This is a genomic window from Aeromonas sp. D3, from assembly GCF_027705025.1.
Taxonomy (GTDB): domain Bacteria; phylum Pseudomonadota; class Gammaproteobacteria; order Enterobacterales; family Aeromonadaceae; genus Aeromonas; species Aeromonas salmonicida.
This window is the reverse complement of record NZ_JAPDBE010000030.1, coordinates 1-17,516: the sequence shown is the minus strand read 5'-3', so window position 1 is coordinate 17,516 and position 17,516 is coordinate 1. Positions and strand designations below refer to the sequence as shown.

Genomic DNA, 17,516 nt, shown 5'->3' with positions numbered 1-17,516 from the left:
CCTGTGGCCTGCTCAGCGCAGGCTGTTGATCAACAAATTGAGGGTGGGAGCAATGATCAGCACCAGCATGGGCAGCATGATGAGCGCCATCTGGATGAGGGTGATCTTGCCCGGCAAGGAGCCTGCCTGTTCCTCCAGCGCCAGCCGCCGCATCTGGCGAGCTTCCTGACTGATGGTGCGCATTGTCTCGGCCAGCGGCGAGCCGTACTGCTGGGCCATCTGCAAGGTGTTGGCGAGCCTGTCCAGCTCGGGCAAACCGGTGCGCCAGGCAAGCCGCGCCAGACAACTTGCCTGATCGCCGCGCATCTGGATCTCCGCATGGGTGCGCAGGAACTGGCGGGCCAGGCCCGGCTCCAGCGCTCCCAAATAGTGACCCACCCGTAGCAGCGCCCGATCCAGCGCCAGCCCGGCCTCGACGCTGATCACCAGCAGGTCGATGGCATCGGGCACCACCTTCTGCTGTGCGCTCTTCACCTTGCGGGCACGCCACTGCAGCCAGCGCTCGGGCACACCGGCCCCCACCACATAGGCCACCAGCACCCACATCAGGGTGAAACCGTCGGCGGGCGCAGCCAGCAGACGCCACAGCAAGGCCGCCAGCGCCCCTCCCAGCCCACCCAATAACTTGGCCGCCCTGAGCCGGTCAAAGCCATGGCGGGAGAAGATCCCCCCCTGCGCCAGCAGTTGCTGCAAGCGGGCCTGCTCCCGGGGGCCGACCGGGTAACCGCGACCGCACCAGGCCAGCCAGTCCCGCGCCGCATCCCTGCGTTGACGGGCAGGGCCATAGCGGTGGCTCTGGGCCTGCCACTGCTGCTGTTGCCGGTAACCGTGCCAGCCAACGACCGCCGCCGACGCGAGACAGACCAGCGCCAATCCGAAAAGTTGCATGACAGTCATGGGCTACCCCTGCAGACGCGTGAAGCGACGGATAAGCCAGAGCCCGACCGCCACGCTGATGGAGACATATCCCAATACCCACTGGCCGCTGGCCGTGGTCATCAGGTAGGTGAAGTGCTCCCGCCCGGTCGTGAACAGCACCAGCAAGATGATGACGGGGAGCGCTGCCAGCACCTTGGCGGCATTGCGACTCTCGGCCGTGATGGTCTGGATGCTGGCCGCCAGGGTCTGGCGGGCACGCAGTGTCTCCACCAGTTGCGCCAGCACCTCCGAGAGGCGGCCGCCCGTTTCCTGTTGCAGGCTGAGCACTATGGTCAGAAACTGAAACTCGGCCACCGCGACCCGGTTCGCCGCCTGTTGCATCACCTGCGCCACCGGCTGGCCCACCTGTAACTCGTCATGCATCTGACCAAACAACCTGGCCATCAGGCCGTGCTGCTGGCAGGCCACCAGCTTGAAGATATCCGCCAATGGCGCCCCGACCCGCAGCGCCCGTATCATGCCGTCAATCACCTCGGGCAACTGGGTACGAAACCGCTCCAGCGCCCGCTGTTGCAGTTGCTGATAGACCACCAGCCCGAGGGAAAGCGCCCCGCCCACCGCCAGCAGCAGTGCCAGCCAGAACGGCATGCCATTGGCCACCAGCAAGACGCAGGCAAGGGCCGCCCCCGCCGGGCCCTGCCAGGTCCAGCGGGTCAGCTGATCCTGGCCCACCATGGTCACCATCTGCTGATACCAGTGGGGCAGAGGCCGTGTCCCCTTGTGTTGCGCGGGCTGGCCATAGCGTTGGCACTGCTGCTGCCAGGCTTCGCGTCGGCTCTGCCATTGCCAGAGCAACAGGCAAGCCAGTCCCCAGCCCAGACACACCAGAATGAGCGTGCTCATGACACCGGCTCCCCGGCACCCGCCATGCAGTCATGCAGCTCCGTCAGCAAACCCGCCTGACGGGCTTTCTCCTCGACTCCGGCCGAGAGGGGATGGGCGATAAAACGCCCCTGCAGCTTGCCGTGCAGCTCGGATTCCAGCACGAAGCGAAACAGCGGCTGCATCCTGATCTGGCTCCCTTCCAGCGAGGTAACTTCACTGATGGCGGTGATACGGCGCTGACCGTCACGCATCCGCTCCAGTTGCACCACCAGATCCACGGCGCTGGCGATCTGGGCCTGGATGATCTGCTCGGAGAGCCGCTCAGCCCCCATTTGCAACATGTTGGTCAGCCGCAACAGGGCATCTTCCGGGGTGTTGGCGTGCAGGGTGCAGAGGGAGCCGTCATGGCCGGTGTTCATCGCCTGCAACATGTCGAACGCCTCGGCGCCGCGCACCTCCCCCAGAATGATGCGATCCGGCCGCATCCGCAGGGCGTTGCGCACCAGGGCGCGTACGCTCACCTCTCCCTTGCCCTCGGCACTTTCGTTGCGGGTCTCCAGCGGAACCCAGTGGGGCTGTTCGAGGGAGAGCTCGGCGGCATCCTCTATGGTGATGATCCGCTCGTCGTCGTTGATGTGCTTGCTCAGGGCGTTGAGCAAGGTGGTCTTGCCCGATCCCGTCCCCCCCGAGATAAGCACGTTGAAGCGACTGCGCGCCGCCAGTCCCAAAAAGCGGGCCATGGCACCGGACAGGGCCCCCTTCTCCACCAGATGGACCAGGGTCAGGCGGCTACTTGGGAATTTGCGGATGGAGATGGTGGTGCCACACAGGGCGACAGGCGGCGCAATGACGTTGACCCGGCTGCCATCGGCCAGTCGGGCATCTACCATGGGGGTGGACTCATCCACCCGCCGCCCCACCGCATTGACGATCCGCTGCGCCACGTTGAACACATGCTGGCGGTCGCGAAAGCGCACCCCGGAGAGGGTCAACTTGCCGTGCCGCTCCACATAGACCTTGTCCGGGCCATTGACCAGAATGTCCGAGACCTCGGGGTCATCGAGCAGGGGTTGCAGCGGCCCCACACCCACCATCTCGTCCACCAGCTGACGGGCAAGCAGGGTCAGCTCCTGACGGTTATAGGGCAGCATGCGGCGAGTCGAGAGCTGCGCGAGGGCACGGGTGACCCGTTCGAGCAGCGCGGCGCGCGGCAAGGTGGCGGCCACCGAGGGTTCGACCAGCTCGTAGAAGGCCTCACGCGCGGCATCAGACAGGGTGAGCAGTGCCCCTGGCACCGACGGCAGTCGGCTGTTGGCTTGTCCGAACATCAGCGCCGCCCTCGCCCTGTGACCTGAGCCCCCACCAGCTCACCCGCCAGCAAGGTCAGGGCGCGGGCCAGTTTGCTCTTTTGCTGGATGAGCGGCTGCCCGGCACGCTCGGCACGCACAAAGGCGCCGTGATCATAGGGCAGCACGGCGGCGTGGGGCTGACCACAGACGCGCTCCAGCTCCTGCGCCGGCACCCGCCCCTCCTTGCCACGGCAGTGGTTGCCCACCAGCAGGCGACGTTGGGCCTGCCCGCCTTGCGGGCATTGCCCCAGCAGCCGCAGTGCCCCCAGACTGAAATCGTGCAACCAGAGCACTACGTCCGCCTCTTGCAGCAAGGCACGCAGCCCATGGGTGCGCAGATCCGGCACATCGATAATGAGGGTGCTGTAGTGCTCCGCCATCACGTTGACCGCCGCCACCAGTTGCTCGGCACCGAGCACCAGCTCCTGCCCCTCGTCATAGAAGAGGAAGAGCCTTGGCCCAAGCTGATGGGCAGTGTGGGCAAGCAGGGTGCCATCGAGTCGATCGGTAGCCTGCCACCACTGTTCACCGGGCGGGGCATAGTCGCTGCCCAGCAAGATGGGATGGCGACTGTGATGAAGGTTGAGATCCAGCAACGCAACCTGACGGTGATGCTGGTCGGCCAGCGCCATGGCCAGATTGGCAGCCACTGTGCTGGTGCCCACGCCACCGGCAGCGCCGACCACGCAGATCACCCGCCCCTTGCGCAATGAGGTCACCAGCGGCACCCCCAGCAGACGCAGCAGGCCGGTACGCAGGGCATCGGGATCCAGCGGCGCCGGATAGTAATCATCCACCCCCACCGAAATAAGCCAGCGGAACAGGGTCACGTCCCCCCTCTCCCCCAGCAGGACCAGCCGCATCTGGGGCGGACAGCATTCGGCAAGGGCGGCCAGATCGGCCGCCAGCGTCTGTGGGTTTTCCACCTCCACCAGCAGGATATCGGGGGCCCCTTGCGCCAGGCAGTAGGCCCTGGCCTCGGCCAGGGAGCCCGGGATCTGTCGGGCTTCGACCTCGGCCAGTTGGGCCAGCACCAGGCCGACCCCGGCATGCAGGGCCGGCTGGCGGGTGACAGCCACCAGTTGTTTGGCTTGTTCACTCATTCACTACTCCCCTGTCGTCTGCTGTTTCTTGGCCGACTTGGCCTTGCCCTGATAGAGGCGCTGCACGGCACCGGCATCGAGGGCGCTGCCACTGCCGTCATAGCGGGCACCGCGGGCCCAGTGCTCCCCATGACTCTGGGCGCGATACTGGTTGCGCAGTACCAGACAAGCGCCGGGCGATGCCAAAGATACGCCTCTGGCATAGCGGCAGGTGTCGGATTGCAAGGTGGCGTCAAGCTCGACCTCATACGCTTGCCGGGTCGCCGGGATGAAGGTGAGGCGGGTCTCCAGCGCCAGCCACTGGGCCAACTGCTGGCGCAGTGCTTCCGGAGTTGGCTCCCGGCTCCCGGGTTGCGGGCCCGTGATCGTCAGGTGCAGGGATCCGGACTCCAGCCGGTTGGCCAGCGGGGCCAGTTGCCATTGCAGCTGTTGTTGCAGTTGCGACGGGGCAACCCGGAACTGCAGCTGATCCTTGAGGGAGGCAGCAGGGGGTTGGGTGGTGCAGGCCATCAGCGGTAACGCCAGGGCCAGCAACAGTGTCTCTCTTAACATGGTCACTTCCCTCAGTAGCTGTAGCCGTAGTTGCCAAACAGGCGAGTCGCTTGCGCGCCAGGTCGCTCGGTTGACCCCATGTCGGTGAAGAACAGGCGCTCGAACCGGCTCGGCGCCCGATAATGATCCAGCGGCGTCGACAGGGAGAGGGGATCGCTGGTGGGCTGCACCAGACGGGCGGTGGCGATGATCACCAGTTCGCTCTCCTGGTTCTTGAAGCTGTTGCTGCCAAAGAAGGGAGCCAGCCCGGGGATCTCGCCGAGGAAGGGCAAGGCCTCGCTGCTCTGGTTGCGATGGGTGCGCACCAGGCCCGCCAGGGCGAAGCTCTGGCCATCCGCCAGCTCTATGGTGGTGGTGGTGCGACGGGTTTCTATGCCCGGCACCACGACCCCGGCGATGGAGACGCTGTTCTCGCGGCTCAGGGTCGACACTTCGGGTGAAACCGTCAGGCTGATGCGGCTATTGTCGAGCAAGGTGGGAGTCAGCTCCAGCGAGATGCCGAACTTCTTGAATTCGATCTCGGGCCCGTTATCCCCATTGCCCACCGGGAAGGGGAACTCGCCACCGGACATGAAGGTGGCGGCCTCACCGGATTTGGCCGTCAGGTTCGGCTCGGCCAGCACATTGACCAGGCTGTTCTCCACCAGTGCATCTATGATGGCGTTGATGTAGACCACATCCTTCTTGCCGCCCCAACTGCCCCGCTCGGCGGGTTTGGGGAAACGGTTGCCCGGCGAGACACCCAGCTGCAAGTACTCCCCCATGGCGCTCCAGCGCAATCCCAGCTGTTCACTGGTGGTGCGCTGCATCTCGACGATGCGCACCGATATGTTGATCTGATCCGAGCCCGCCAGACGCAACTGGTTGATGACGTTCGCATATTGCCCGCTGCCACCACCGGCGACCGCCGCACCCTCATCCTGATTGCCGCTCTGAGGCTGAGCGGGGGCGACTGGGCCAGAGGGGACTCCCTGAGGCTGAATGCCTTTGGCGAACGCCTCCACCATGGCCAGGATCTCGTGGGCTTGCAGCGGACTGGTTACCTCCCCCGCCACCACTATGGCGCCGCCAGACTCGCTGAAGGTGAGTCGGCTCTGGGGAAAGTGCTGCCTGGCCAGTTGCTTGAGGGGGGCAAGATCCGCCACCACCTGCACCCGGTAGTGACCCAGGGTGCGGCCATCCTGCGCAGTGACCACCAGATCGGTGCGGCCAACCTTGCGACCATAGATCAGCAATTGCTGATCGGAGGGGCTGTGTACCCGCACCAACTCCGAGTTGGCGACGAAGGCATCCAGCACGGGTTCATCGAAATTGAGCAGGGTGGACTGCTCGGGGGTGAGAGTCAGGCTCTCTGCCGCCACTGCCCAGAACGGCAGCAGGGCGAGCACCATGGCGAATGTTCGCAACATCGTGTCCTTTCTGGGTTGATTAAGGTTGGCGGTTACGGTCGTTGCCGTCGCCATAACTGATCCGGACTCCGTGACCCGGAATGGCCCTCGGGTTCTGGCCACTGGCCACCTGCTCGGCCCATATCAGGCTCCCTTCAGGCAGGGCAACAGCCTCGCTGCCCGCAGGAGCACCCTGGGCCGAGCGCAGCACCAGTGCCAGCTCTCCCAATCGATGGGCCAGCAACAGCCGGGCTGCCGCCCGCGGGGCCAGCTCGAAGGTCACGGCCACTTGATCGAAGTTGTCCTGCGCCGCAGCAGTACCGTTGAGCGCGGCGATATCGGTCACCTGGGCATCGATGGCCAGCAACTTGATATCGGTCAGAATGATCTCCGCCGACTGGTTGCTGGTCACCTCTGCCCCTTGCGCATTGTGCTGACGGGCATGCTTGCTGGTGAGGATCACATCCACCCGGTTGCCGGGCCGGATCAGGCCATGGCTGGCCGCCTCCCGCCCCAGTGCCAGGGTCACAGCCCGCATCCCCGGCGCCATCATGGCGGAGAGATAGTGGCTCTGCTCCGGGCGCACCAGGTCATCAGACGAGACAATCTGCCCCGACTCCAGGGTACGGGTGACCAGACTTCCCTTGAGTGCCTTGGTATCGGTAAAACCGAACAGGAAGAGCCCCGGCAGATTCATCTCCTCGGCGGCGGGCAGGGTTTGCCAGACCAGATCCTCGGGATGGATAAAGGAGCCGGCCTGTACCCTATGGGCGGCCACCAGCACCTGGGCGACCCTGTCGGAAGCTGTCGATTCCGATGTCAGGTCTCGCGATGGAACTGTCTTCTGCGGCGCCGGTTCAACCGACCAGAAGGCAGCCAGCGTCGCCGCCAGCACCAGCAGTGCAGCGATAAGAGAGAAGAGTTTCTTCATAGGTGTGACTACATAAATAGAGGAGTGGTCAGACTCGCCGCCCACAAAATGGCGAATCCATAAGGCACTGTGACGGGCTCGGGAGATGGCCGGAAACGGGCGTAAGCCAGGCATACGAGGCTGAGCACGCCACCCGAGAATGCCATCCAGAGCAGCAACTCGGGCCAGCGTCCGGATGCACCATAGAGGCAGACCGCCAGCAACTTGCTGTCACCGGCCCCGCACCAGCCCCTGTGATAGGCAAACAGCCCCAGCAGCAGTGTCAGCAGGGCCAGCGTCAACGAAAGCGGATTGAACGGCAGCAGCCAAAGCGCCCAGAGTGCCAGTACCAGCACAGCCAGGTTGGGGATACGCCGCTCAAACAGGTCGCTGACCAGACACCAGCACGCCATCAATATGGCCAGCCACTGCCCGAGCGTTGTCACTTGCCCGCGGCATCCATGTTCAACCCCGCCACTATGGCGGTGAACTTCTCCTTCAAGGCCGTGATGAAGATCCCGTCCGAGCCGAAGATGGCGAGGATCCCGGCCGCCAGCCCTGCCGCCAGAATGCCGTATTCGATCGCCGTGGCGCCGGTGTCATCCTTCAGATAGTCCCCAAGGTAATCCCAAACTCGCATCTTCATTTTATTGTCCCTGTTTTTTATGCCTGAAATTAAACAGCGACAATATGATATTGAGATCACAAACGAGAATCAATTTCATTATCATCAAATGAAATAATTCGCAGAGTGAATTTTCGTTTTTGACACTTTTAACAGCAAAAAAATCTGCACTAATCGTTCAACTCGCAAGAAGAGACTGGTTCAGCAGCTTATTCACCTATACAACAATAATGGAGTCGATCTTGTTCAGGACAACGCGACCCCTGATCCTGGCCCTCTGCTGCGCAACCTTGCTGGCATGCAAGGCCGAGCTGGGTACCCCGGATCAGGAAGGAAACAACGGCAACACCAGCGGTAATAACGGCAGCAGTCAAACCACGCCTCCCCCCCCGGATCCCGTGACCCCGCCATCGGACAACAACACCGGGAACAACGGCAGCGGCACGGGTTCGGGGAGCAGCAGCGGAAGCGGCAACACAGGTACTGTGACCCCGCCTACACCGCCGGATCAACCGGACAAGGCACCAGATCCCGCCACCAAACCCACCAGCCTGGATCTGGCGGGTGCGCTCTCCATCACACACGAGCAGGGAGCCCAATTCGATATCCAGCTCTGCGCCGACAAGGTGTGCGTGACTCAGAGCGCCCTGGCCGACGGCAGCTTTGGGTTCAAACTCAAGCTGAGCCAGTGGCCTCAGGATAAACCACTGAGGTTGACCGCCAGCAACCGTCAACAGAGTGCGCCTATCCTCAGCAGTCAGCTGCCCTCGCTGGAGCAACTGCTCAAGCAGGATCAGAATGGGGATGGCATCATCACCGAGCAGGAGGTACCCCATCTGCACCTCTCCCCTATGCTGCTGGCATACCAGAGCCTCACCACGGCACTGCAAAAACGGGAAGGCAGGCAGGATGTCACTGCCCTGCTGGTCAGCGATCCACAACTCAATCACGGCTTCGCTCGCGAACTGACCGCACTGCTGCAACTGGTACTCGATGGCGACATTCCCCTCCCTGTCAGCGAGATCACCCAGCTGGCCGAGTACCTGGTCGCCTACCGGCAAGTTCAGCCAGATGCTGATCTGCAAGAAGGGCTGTTGAACTATGCCGTCCAGCAAGGGACGGCACTGCCTGCCGATACGGAGACCATGCTGGCTGCTGCGGTCAAAACCATGGCGGCCCTCGACACCCGCACCCCGGCCTATCAGCTGCACGCCACCTTCTACCCTCATCGACAACTGACCCTGCAGGGAATATTCCCTTCGCGGCTTGATGAGCCGACCGTCATGGTGGAGATAGGTGCCAAGCCCAATCACGATGGCCTTAACCAGAACTACTTCAAACCGGAACGCCCAATACGGCCACAGCGACTCCCCGTCAGGGCACCGGATGACCAGGTACTTGACGGTCTGCCCGTCAAACAGGGCAACCAGTACAGCCTCACCCTCGCACTGCCGGACCTCAACAATACCTTCACCACTTGCCAGCCTGGCGAGAGCGAGACCAGCGACGACCTGATGCAGGACACCCTCACCCTGGTGGTGCAGGATGAGAAGAGCGAGGTGGAATTGCGATCCGTACTCGGATCCCTGTGCGAACTGGTCAAGCAGGACGGCAACCGGGACGGCATCCTCACCGCCAGCGAATTCCCGCGCCTGCTAGTGGGCTATACCAGCACGGCCCAGCAAGCCCTGCTGCTCAAAGCCACACTCAGTGCCGGCATGGGCTCTTTCCTGGACTGGCAAGCCTGGACCCTGGCGGAGCTGGATCAAAAACTCAAAGCACTGCCGAGGCATCAGGTTGAGCTGCTGGCAGCCATGGTCGCCCTGCAGGCCGAGGGGGAGCTCTGGCAGCAGCCCGTCAACCTGATCGAAGGCACTGATTTTCGCCAGCAACTGCTGAGCTGGCTGGAGATCAACATGGCCAATGAATATTCAACCGTGTCCCGCAACAATCAGATACCGGACCTGTTCAAACTGGAATCCGCCATCGCCGACAATAGCGGGCTGGGCCCCCTGTTGAATGCCAATCCAGACAAGAACATCTCCCACATCATCAAGACGGCGGCCGGTCTGATCCGCAACTCGGAAAGCGATGCACTTCTCTATCCCGGTACCAGCACACCGGGTAGCTGGGTCACCCCCTACCCCAACAGCCCCCTCTCCCCCGTCTGTCAGCGCGAGGTGTTGTCAGATCAAGTGATCGGCCTGGCCATTCTGGGGCAGGGCCGTGATCAGGATGGCAGCCACTGGGTTACCCTCGGCTGGCAACCCCAGGAGGGGGCGAGTCAGTATCGGATTGGCTGGGGGAAAACCCCGTTTGAGCATATTGAAAACGCCGAACAGCAAGGCATCAGCCAGCAGACTCGCATCACCCTCAAGGGACTCCCTCGCTATCAGGACTACCAGATAAGAGTGATGAGCGAAGGCGGCACCATCAGCGCCCCCCTCCACTATCGGACGGGCCAGTTGCATGTGGCCGATACCCGCATCACCCACAGCATGGGAGACGATGACGGCAAGCGGGGACGGGATCTGGACAATCGCTGCGATCCCCTGAGCGGTCAGGCCGTCAACAGCAATCAGGATGGGGTGCTTGGCGCTCGCTACATCAAGCTGGACAGCCAGGGACAACCCCTGCCACGGCAAGACCTCTCCTACAAACAGTTGCCCTTCGCCTGCGTGGTCGATGCCTTGAGCGGACTGGTATGGGAAACCAAGGTGCAGCACAAGGATGGGGAATCCTCCCTGCACGATGACAAGAGCCTGTTTGCCTATGCCGATATCCAGAGTGACAACGCCTTCAACGGCAGCTGCTATGACCCGCAAAGTGGCACCCTGGCCAGCGATAGAAGCCGTTGCAACCTGAAACGTCAGGTCAATCAGGTCAATCAGAGCAAGCTGTGCGGCCTGGATAACTGGCGCGCCCCGAGCCAGCAGGAGTTCTACGGCATCATGACCCTGACCAAAGAGAACCCCATAGCGCTCGATACCCGTTATTTCCCGCTCTATTCCGGCTTGACATACACCTACGGCAAATGGAACGAGCTGGAAGGTATCTTCTACGGCTTCTGGACGGCAGATGTCATGCCAGTGAGTCGCCCGGTCGGCACCTGGAGCCTGGATGATGGCGGGCCGGATGCCTACAAGGTAAGGCCAGGCTCTGACCTCAGAGGCAGTATTGCCCGCCAGTATCAACCCCATTACGTCATGCTGGTCAGCGATGGCTTCAAGGTCACAGGAGAATAAGATGCACCGCTATTTCCCCCCCCTATTGCTGATCGCCACCCTGTTGCCGGTCACCAGCCAGGCTCGCGAGTGTCTGCCTGGCTATCAGGACGATCACAACCGTTTCGTCAGCGAGCAGGTCGACACGGCCGAGGGCAAGCTGAACGTGGTCAACGACAGAGCCACAGGTCTGCAGTGGCTCTATTGTCCCTATGGTCAGCACGCCAGTGCCGATGGCACCGGCTGCGAAGGCACACCCGCGTTTATTTCAACCCGCGCCAACGCTGAAGACAATCCCTTGATGGGCGTTATCAAACAGGCCAACGACCGGCTTGGTACACCCGCACAACCCTGGCGGGCCCCCGACATCAAGGAACTGTTTACCCTCTACAACAACCAGTGCCAGCCAGCCATTTATGCGGCACAAGGTTACCCTGCGACATCCCTCCAATCACAGATAGCGGCAGATAAAGAAACCCTGTGTGCTGACGCAGCGTCCAAGTGGGATAAGGTAACCGAGCAGTGGATCGAGGCTCCCGATGATGTCAAAACTGCATGCCGCGCAGCTGAACAACAACTTTGGGCACTGACCAACATCGCCTTTGGTTCAGACAGCTCGGGGGGGGAAGGATACGACTTTCTGAACTTTGCCGGCAGCGGGGAAACCTTCAACGTTGGCGGAATAGGAACATCCAGCGTCATGCTGCGGCTGGTCCGCCCCATCCCCACCATTGAGGAGTAATCCCATCGGCCAGAGGGCCAGGCGCCCTCTGGCTATTTTTTCCATGGCTTTTACTTCCGCCAAGGGAGTAGGTATGATTCGGCCAGCGTAAAAGACTTGAATGGATGATCTGAACTCGATATGCGGATGAAACACCTGATTGCCGCGGCCCTGACCGCCCTCACCCTGTCCGGTTGCAGCCTGGTCTATCGCATCGATATTCCCCAGGGCAACTATGTGGAACAAAAACAGGTCGACAAACTGCGCCAGGGCATGACCCGCGAACAGGTCGAGTTCGTGCTGGGCTCCGCCATGCTGCGCGATGGCTTTGACCCGAACACCTGGTATTACCTCTATGAATTCCAGCCGGGGCGCGGCGAAAAAGAGCGCAAAGAGCTCACTGTGACCTTCGCCAACGACAAGCTGGCCACGGTCACCGGCGACTTCCCATTACCAGCGGCCTTCCACACCCCGCTCTGATCGCATTCACAAAACCGGCCCAGCGCCGGTTTTGTTTTATTTAGCCACCGCCATCCCATCTTCGCGAGGAAGCCTCCATGCACCAGCCCAAGAATCCCCATACCCACGGACGGCGCGATGGCAAGATCTTGGTGGCCCTAGTTGAGCCAGGGAGGCACGCATGAGCCAGATCCTGATCGCCGGAGCCAGCGGTCTGATCGGCCGGGAGCTACTCCGTCAGCTCGCTCCCGCTCACTCACTGACCCTCCTTTGTCGCAAGGCGGGTGCTCCCCGGCCCCGGCATCACTGGCTGCCAGCCGACTTCGAACAACTGACGGATCTGGACCTGCCCTCCCCTGTTGATATCGCCTTCTGCTGCCTGGGCACCACCCGCAAGCAGGCAGGCTATGACGACGCATTTCGTCGGGTCGACCACGACTATGTGCTGGCTTTTGCCCAGCTCGCTCGCCGTCACGGCTGTCAACGCCTCATCGTCGTCTCGAGTCTGGGAGCCAACCCACGCTCACCGGCCCTCTATCCCCGCACCAAGGGGCAGATGGAACAGGCCTTGCTGGCACAATCCTGGCCACGGCTTGCCATAGTGCGCCCCGCCATGCTGCTCGGCAACCGCCAGCCACCGCGCCGTTCCGAGCAATTTTTTCAGGCACTCTATCCGCTGCTGCGTCCCCTGCTCATCGGCAAGCTGCGCCGCTGGCGCGCCATCGACGCCAGCCAGGTCGCTCACGCCATGATAGTGCTCAGCCAGCAGGAACATGGTATCGATCTGGTGGAGAACGAGCGCCTGCTCGCCATGTAACCTCTTCACCCTCTGGCGGGGACGATTTAAAGAACTCGCCAACCCGACAGCAGTGCGGTCGGCAAAAATCAAAAAGGCGCCCAGGCGCCTTTTATGATCACAGCGCTCGGCATCAGGCCGAGTCTGCATCCCCTCGCTTGCGGTTGGTATTGGGCCGGCCGCCAGTCACCACATCGGCGCGCCCTTCTTCTTTGGCCTTCTCTGCCCGCTTCTTGCGCATCTCTTTCGGATCGGCAATGAGCGGACGGTAGATCTCGATGCGATCCCCATCCTGCAGCAACTCGGAACCCTTGACCGGACGGCTGTAGATACCGAACTTGTTGACCGACAGGTCGATCTCGGGGTGCTTGGTCACGATGCCGGACTGCTCGATGGCAGCCAGCACGCTCGTCTCGGGGGCAACCCGGATGCGCAGCACCGTCTGGCGCTCGGGCAGGGCATACACCACCTCGATATTGAGTAAATCAGACACCGTACACCACCTTGGCGCGGTTGGAGAAAGCGAGCACCATGGAACCCACCAGATCGCGGAAAATCTGGCCAAATGCCAGCTCGATCAACTTGGACGTGAATTCGAAATCGAGGTCGAACTCGACCTTGCAGGCATCCACATCCAGCGGCGTAAAGGTCCACCAGCCAGCCAGTTTGCTGAAGGGGCCGTCCACCAGCTCCATTTTGATCTGCCGGTTGGCATCGAGCTGGTTGCGAGTGGTAAACGTCTTGGCAATTCCCGCCTTGGCCACATCCACCGAGGCCGTCATGTAGTCATTGCCGGTTTCGTGAACGCGGCTGCCGACACAACCGGGCAGAAACTCCGGATAAGCGTGAACATCATTGACCAGCCGGAACATTTGTTCGGCACTGAACATCACCAGGGCACTGCGAGTAATACGGGGCATGGGTTTTCCTCATCCAATCGGGCCGATTTTATCACCTTGTCAGCTAAAATCACCGCCGAAACTGCTCACAATGCCGTCACTCAAGCGGTTGTGCGTTTTACCACCGCCGCCACCCACCTATAAATCACCGTCCCGGCCAACATCGCCACCGAAACTGCTCACAATGCCATCACTCAAGCGGTTGCGCGTTTTACCGCCGCCGCCACCCACCTCTAAATCACCTTCCCGGCCAAAATCACCGCCGAAACTGCTCACAAAGCCGCCACTTGAGCGGTTGCGCGTTTTACAGCCGCCGCCACCCACGTATAATGCGCCTTCCTAATCATTGCCAAAGGCGCCCGTCATGAGCAAAAAGAACAGTAAAAACAAAGCCGGGTCCAGCACCATTGCACTCAACAGAACCGCCCGTCACGAGTACTTCATCGAAGAACGTGTGGAAGCCGGTCTGTCCCTGCAAGGGTGGGAAGTCAAATCCCTGCGGGCGGGCAAGGCCAATATCAGCGAAGCCTATGTCATCTTCATGCAAGGTGAAGCCTTCCTGTTCGGCTCCACCTTCTTGCCACTGAATGCCGCCTCCAGCCACGTGGTGTGTGACCCGACTCGCACCCGCAAACTCCTGCTGAGCCGCCATGAGCTCGACAAGCTGGAGAGCCTGACTGCACGTCAGGGCTACACCATAGTGCCGCTGGCACTTTACTGGAAAGAGTGCTGGGTCAAGGTCGAGATCGGCCTGGTAAAAGGCAAGAAAGAACACGACAAGCGGGAAGACACCAAGGCCCGCGAATGGGATCGGGAGAAAGCCCGCATCATGAAGAACAAGCATCGCGGCTGATTGTGCGCCGCCAGCGCTTGCGCGGCGTCCAATAAACCAGCAATCGACCGGCCAAGGCCGGTCGATTGCTATCAACGCCTTGCCATGACAGGATTTTTGCGTACAATCGCTTTTGACAACTTGGGGCTGATTCTGGATTCGACAAGATTCACGAAACCCAAGGTGCATGCCGAGGTGCGGTAGGCCTCGTTAACAAACCGCAAAAAAATAGTCGCAAACGACGAAAACTACGCACTAGCAGCTTAATAACCTGCATAGAGCCCTTCTACCCTAGCTTGCCTGTGTCCTAGGGAATCGGAAGGTCATCCTTCACAGGATCGTGTGGAAGTCCTGCTCGGGGCGGAAGCATTAAAACCAATCGAGCTAGTCAATTCGTGGCGTGTCTCTCCGCAGCGGGTTGGCGAATGTAAAGAGTGACTAAGCATGTAGTACCGAGGATGTAGTAATTTTGGACGGGGGTTCAAATCCCCCCAGCTCCACCAAATCATGTTCCGGCCGGGAACGAAGAAGTACAGAAACCCGCATTGCCAAAGGCTTTGCGGGTTTTTTGTTGTCCTCAGTAGTCCGAGGAAGTCGCCAGAAACCAGCTCATTTAGTACCATTACTAGTACCACAAGGGCGATGGTACTAAATTCAGTGGTACTAAGAGGCGGCATGGACAAGAAGACGCGTAAGACAGGAACAAACCGGCTTTCTGACACTAAAGTGAAAACAGCCAAAGCAGACATCAAAGAGTTAACCTTGCCTGATGGGGAAGGGTTAGAGCTGAGAGTTAAGCCTAACGGAGGGAAAAGATGGGTTTTCAAGTACCAAAAACCAGCCGATAAAAAGCGCACCAACATGGGATTTGGTACTTATCCAGAAGTCTCCCTTGCCGCTGCTAGAGAGCGGCGGCGAGAAGTCCGCACCCTACTGGCCCAAGGCATTGATCCCAAGCTCCATAAAGAAGAACAGATCGCCACAGCTCAAGCCAAGCAAGAAGCCAGTGCCAACACGTTCGAACGCATGGCGTGCAAATGGCTGGAATTGAAACGCCACAATGTGACAGACGCCTATGCCACCGATTCGTGGCGCTCCCTTGAACTCTATGTGTTGCCCTTCATTGGCTCAATGCCCATAGACCAGATACGTGCGCCTAAAGTTATTGAAATTCTTCGCCCAATTGAAGCAGATGGCAAACATGAGACTGTACGTCGCCTCTGCCAGAGGATTAACGAAATTCTCGACTATAGCGTCAATCATGGCCTTCTCCAGGCTAATCCTTGCTCTGCCATTCGTAAGGTATTCAAGAAACCCACCAAAAAGCACATGCCGACCCTCAAGCCAGCCGAGTTGCCACATCTGATGGCAGACATTGCAAATGGGAGGTTAGACCTCACAACACGCTGCCAAATTGAATGGAGCTTGCATACCTTGGTTCGCCCAGGCGAATCCGCAGGTACTCGCTGGGATGAGATCGATATCGATGCCAAAGTCTGGAACATCCCTGAAGATCGGATGAAGAAGGAACGTCCGCACCGAGTCCCTCTGACACCACAAGCAATATCCCTGCTGGAACGGATGAAACCGATTAGTGGCCACCGCCCCTTCGTGTTCCCTGGCTACCGTGATCCACTCGGCCACATCAACGACCAGAGCGCGAATGCCGCCCTCAAGCGACTGGGCTATGGCGGACGACTGGTGGCCCACGGTTTGCGCTCGCTGGGTAGCACCACTCTAAACGAACAGGGATTCAACCCTGATGCCATCGAGGCAGCACTGTCTCACGCAGACGAGAACGAGATCCGCCGTGCCTATAATCGTGCAGATTACTTTGAGCAACGAGTGATAATGATGATGTGGTGGAGCAACCACATTGAACAGGCTAGCCAAGGGAACCTCTCTCTGGCTAGCGGTTTTAGAGCATTGACAGTTGTGGGCGAGTAGCCCACATCTGACTAATTGCCCGGACTATATGGAATTTGGACGTAAAGAAATATTGAAGGCCCTATCCACCTACCGATATTCAGCTCACAAAAGTCAAAGATATGGAGATTTGCAGACCGACACATTGTATTGACTGTGACTGCCACCACTCTAGACGACAAAACTATTCTAGGTGAAATCTTGGTGTAGAATCGCTCATAGAAATAGGAGAGCTACGTGATAACCTATGCAGACGATGGTATGAGTCCTCACATCACCACAAGTAGATCACTTGCACATGCCCTTAACATTCCGAGCGAGCTATTGAGAGTTCACCTATGGATTGTTGCTGGCGTAGCACCAGAGACTATTCCTCAGCTCGCTAAAATGGTTATGACAGATGTTGGCACGATATGCCGCCTCACCGGCATTAGCAAGAATACTATTTCACGTAAACTCAGAACAAATACACCTCTGACTATTCAACAAGGTTCTAGGGTTTATGGTGTTATATTGGCTCTGGATGCGGCTCGCTCCCTAAATGAAAATGATAATACCAAATCCATAGCATGGCTACATCAACCAGCTAAGGGACTTGGCGGGAAAATGCCAGCTGAACTGTTGAGTACATCAGTAGGAGTTCAAGCAGTGGTAGACTTAGTAGGACGAATTGAACATGGTGTCTACTAATATAAGACAACACATCTGGCTGCCATAATTTTAGTTTTTCCTCGCGTTGCGAGAAAAGATCCAGACTTATTATAATTAAAGGGGGGTGTCCCCCCTTGCATTCCGTAAAAACATCTATAAAAATCATTATTACTCATTATGAGCATACTCTTCAAAAAAAATGTCATCTTCTAAATATTGAGCATACAACTTATATGCTAAGGAAGGTGCGAATAAGCGGGGAAATTCTTCTCGGCTGACTCAGTCATTTCATTTCTTCATGTTTGAGCCGATTTTTT

At 59.7% G+C, this 17,516-nt stretch carries 18 protein-coding genes and 1 other RNA gene; 8 read left to right on the top strand and 11 right to left on the bottom strand.

Translation table 11 applies throughout. The annotated features are described in order from the left end of the window. Positions 1–12: 12 nt before the first annotated feature. Genes OKC28_RS16125 through OKC28_RS16085 form a run of 9 tightly spaced genes read right to left on the bottom strand, consistent with a single transcriptional unit; the run spans position 13 to position 7,712 of the window. A complete protein-coding gene (locus OKC28_RS16125; protein ID WP_270690321.1) occupies positions 13–897 on the bottom strand; it encodes a type II secretion system F family protein in 885 nt (294 codons plus the stop codon). Positions 898–900: 3 nt separating this feature from the next. Further along, complete coding sequence (locus OKC28_RS16120; RefSeq protein WP_256688018.1) at positions 901–1,782, bottom strand: type II secretion system F family protein; 882 nt, start codon at positions 1,780–1,782, stop codon at positions 901–903. After that, on the bottom strand, positions 1,779–3,092 hold the full coding sequence (locus OKC28_RS16115) for a CpaF family protein (protein ID WP_270690319.1): 1,314 nt from the start codon (positions 3,090–3,092) through the stop codon (positions 1,779–1,781). Before OKC28_RS16115 ends, OKC28_RS16120 begins: the two co-directional genes overlap by 4 nt. Further along, positions 3,092–4,216, bottom strand: coding sequence for an AAA family ATPase (locus OKC28_RS16110; protein ID WP_256688016.1), 1,125 nt, complete (start codon positions 4,214–4,216; stop codon positions 3,092–3,094). Before OKC28_RS16110 ends, OKC28_RS16115 begins: the two co-directional genes overlap by 1 nt. Positions 4,217–4,219: 3 nt before the next feature. After that, positions 4,220–4,768, bottom strand: a complete 549-nt coding sequence (locus OKC28_RS16105) for a pilus assembly protein FlpD (RefSeq protein WP_099992327.1) — start codon at positions 4,766–4,768, stop codon at positions 4,220–4,222. Between the two features lie 11 nt (positions 4,769–4,779). Further along, entirely contained in the window at positions 4,780–6,177 is a 1,398-nt protein-coding gene (gene flpC / locus OKC28_RS16100) for a type 4 pilus assembly secretin FlpC (RefSeq protein WP_256688015.1), read from the bottom strand. Between the two features lie 19 nt (positions 6,178–6,196). Next, positions 6,197–7,087, bottom strand: a complete 891-nt coding sequence (cpaB, locus tag OKC28_RS16095; protein WP_256688014.1) for a Flp pilus assembly protein CpaB — start codon at positions 7,085–7,087, stop codon at positions 6,197–6,199. Positions 7,088–7,095: 8 nt separating this feature from the next. Next, positions 7,096–7,512: a prepilin peptidase gene (locus tag OKC28_RS16090; protein ID WP_256688013.1), complete on the bottom strand. Its 417-nt coding sequence runs from the start codon at positions 7,510–7,512 to the stop codon at positions 7,096–7,098. Continuing rightward, a complete protein-coding gene (locus OKC28_RS16085; protein ID WP_005312855.1) occupies positions 7,509–7,712 on the bottom strand; it encodes a Flp family type IVb pilin in 204 nt (67 codons plus the stop codon). Before OKC28_RS16085 ends, OKC28_RS16090 begins: the two co-directional genes overlap by 4 nt. Before the next feature lie 221 nt (positions 7,713–7,933). On the opposite strand from OKC28_RS16085, the gene OKC28_RS16080 reads away from it, so the two are divergent. From OKC28_RS16080 to OKC28_RS16065, 4 genes are all read left to right on the top strand, one after another. Then, on the top strand, positions 7,934–10,936 hold the full coding sequence (locus tag OKC28_RS16080; protein ID WP_256688012.1) for a DUF1566 domain-containing protein: 3,003 nt from the start codon (positions 7,934–7,936) through the stop codon (positions 10,934–10,936). Position 10,937: 1 nt separating this feature from the next. Further along, positions 10,938–11,657 (top strand): DUF1566 domain-containing protein, encoded by a 720-nt coding sequence (locus tag OKC28_RS16075; protein WP_256688011.1) that lies wholly within the window; start codon positions 10,938–10,940, stop codon positions 11,655–11,657. Between the two features lie 120 nt (positions 11,658–11,777). After that, positions 11,778–12,116, top strand: a complete 339-nt coding sequence (locus OKC28_RS16070; RefSeq protein WP_011898937.1) for an outer membrane protein assembly factor BamE — start codon at positions 11,778–11,780, stop codon at positions 12,114–12,116. A 160-nt stretch (positions 12,117–12,276) separates the two neighbouring features. After that, positions 12,277–12,912: an NAD(P)H-binding protein gene (locus tag OKC28_RS16065; protein ID WP_256688010.1), complete on the top strand. Its 636-nt coding sequence runs from the start codon at positions 12,277–12,279 to the stop codon at positions 12,910–12,912. Positions 12,913–13,024: 112 nt separating this feature from the next. On the opposite strand, the gene OKC28_RS16060 is transcribed toward OKC28_RS16065, so the two are convergent. Further along, complete coding sequence (locus OKC28_RS16060) at positions 13,025–13,384, bottom strand: RnfH family protein (RefSeq protein ID WP_005312840.1); 360 nt, start codon at positions 13,382–13,384, stop codon at positions 13,025–13,027. Further along, positions 13,377–13,811, bottom strand: coding sequence for an SRPBCC family protein (locus OKC28_RS16055; protein WP_005312837.1), 435 nt, complete (start codon positions 13,809–13,811; stop codon positions 13,377–13,379). The genes OKC28_RS16060 and OKC28_RS16055 overlap by 8 nt, the downstream gene beginning before the upstream one ends. Before the next feature lie 343 nt (positions 13,812–14,154). Between OKC28_RS16055 and smpB the strand changes: the two genes are divergently transcribed. The 4 genes from smpB to OKC28_RS16035 all read left to right on the top strand — a co-directional run bounded on the left by smpB (position 14,155) and on the right by OKC28_RS16035 (position 17,238). Next, complete coding sequence (smpB, locus tag OKC28_RS16050) at positions 14,155–14,643, top strand: SsrA-binding protein SmpB (protein WP_005312834.1); 489 nt, start codon at positions 14,155–14,157, stop codon at positions 14,641–14,643. 122 nt (positions 14,644–14,765) lie between these two features. Beyond that, positions 14,766–15,125: a transfer-messenger RNA gene (ssrA, locus tag OKC28_RS16045) on the top strand. Between the two features lie 172 nt (positions 15,126–15,297). Further along, positions 15,298–16,569: an integrase domain-containing protein gene (locus tag OKC28_RS16040; protein ID WP_104452560.1), complete on the top strand. Its 1,272-nt coding sequence runs from the start codon at positions 15,298–15,300 to the stop codon at positions 16,567–16,569. A 216-nt stretch (positions 16,570–16,785) separates the two neighbouring features. Further along, on the top strand, positions 16,786–17,238 hold the full coding sequence (locus tag OKC28_RS16035; RefSeq protein ID WP_270690303.1) for an antitoxin Xre/MbcA/ParS toxin-binding domain-containing protein: 453 nt from the start codon (positions 16,786–16,788) through the stop codon (positions 17,236–17,238). Positions 17,239–17,516 lie beyond the last annotated feature (278 nt).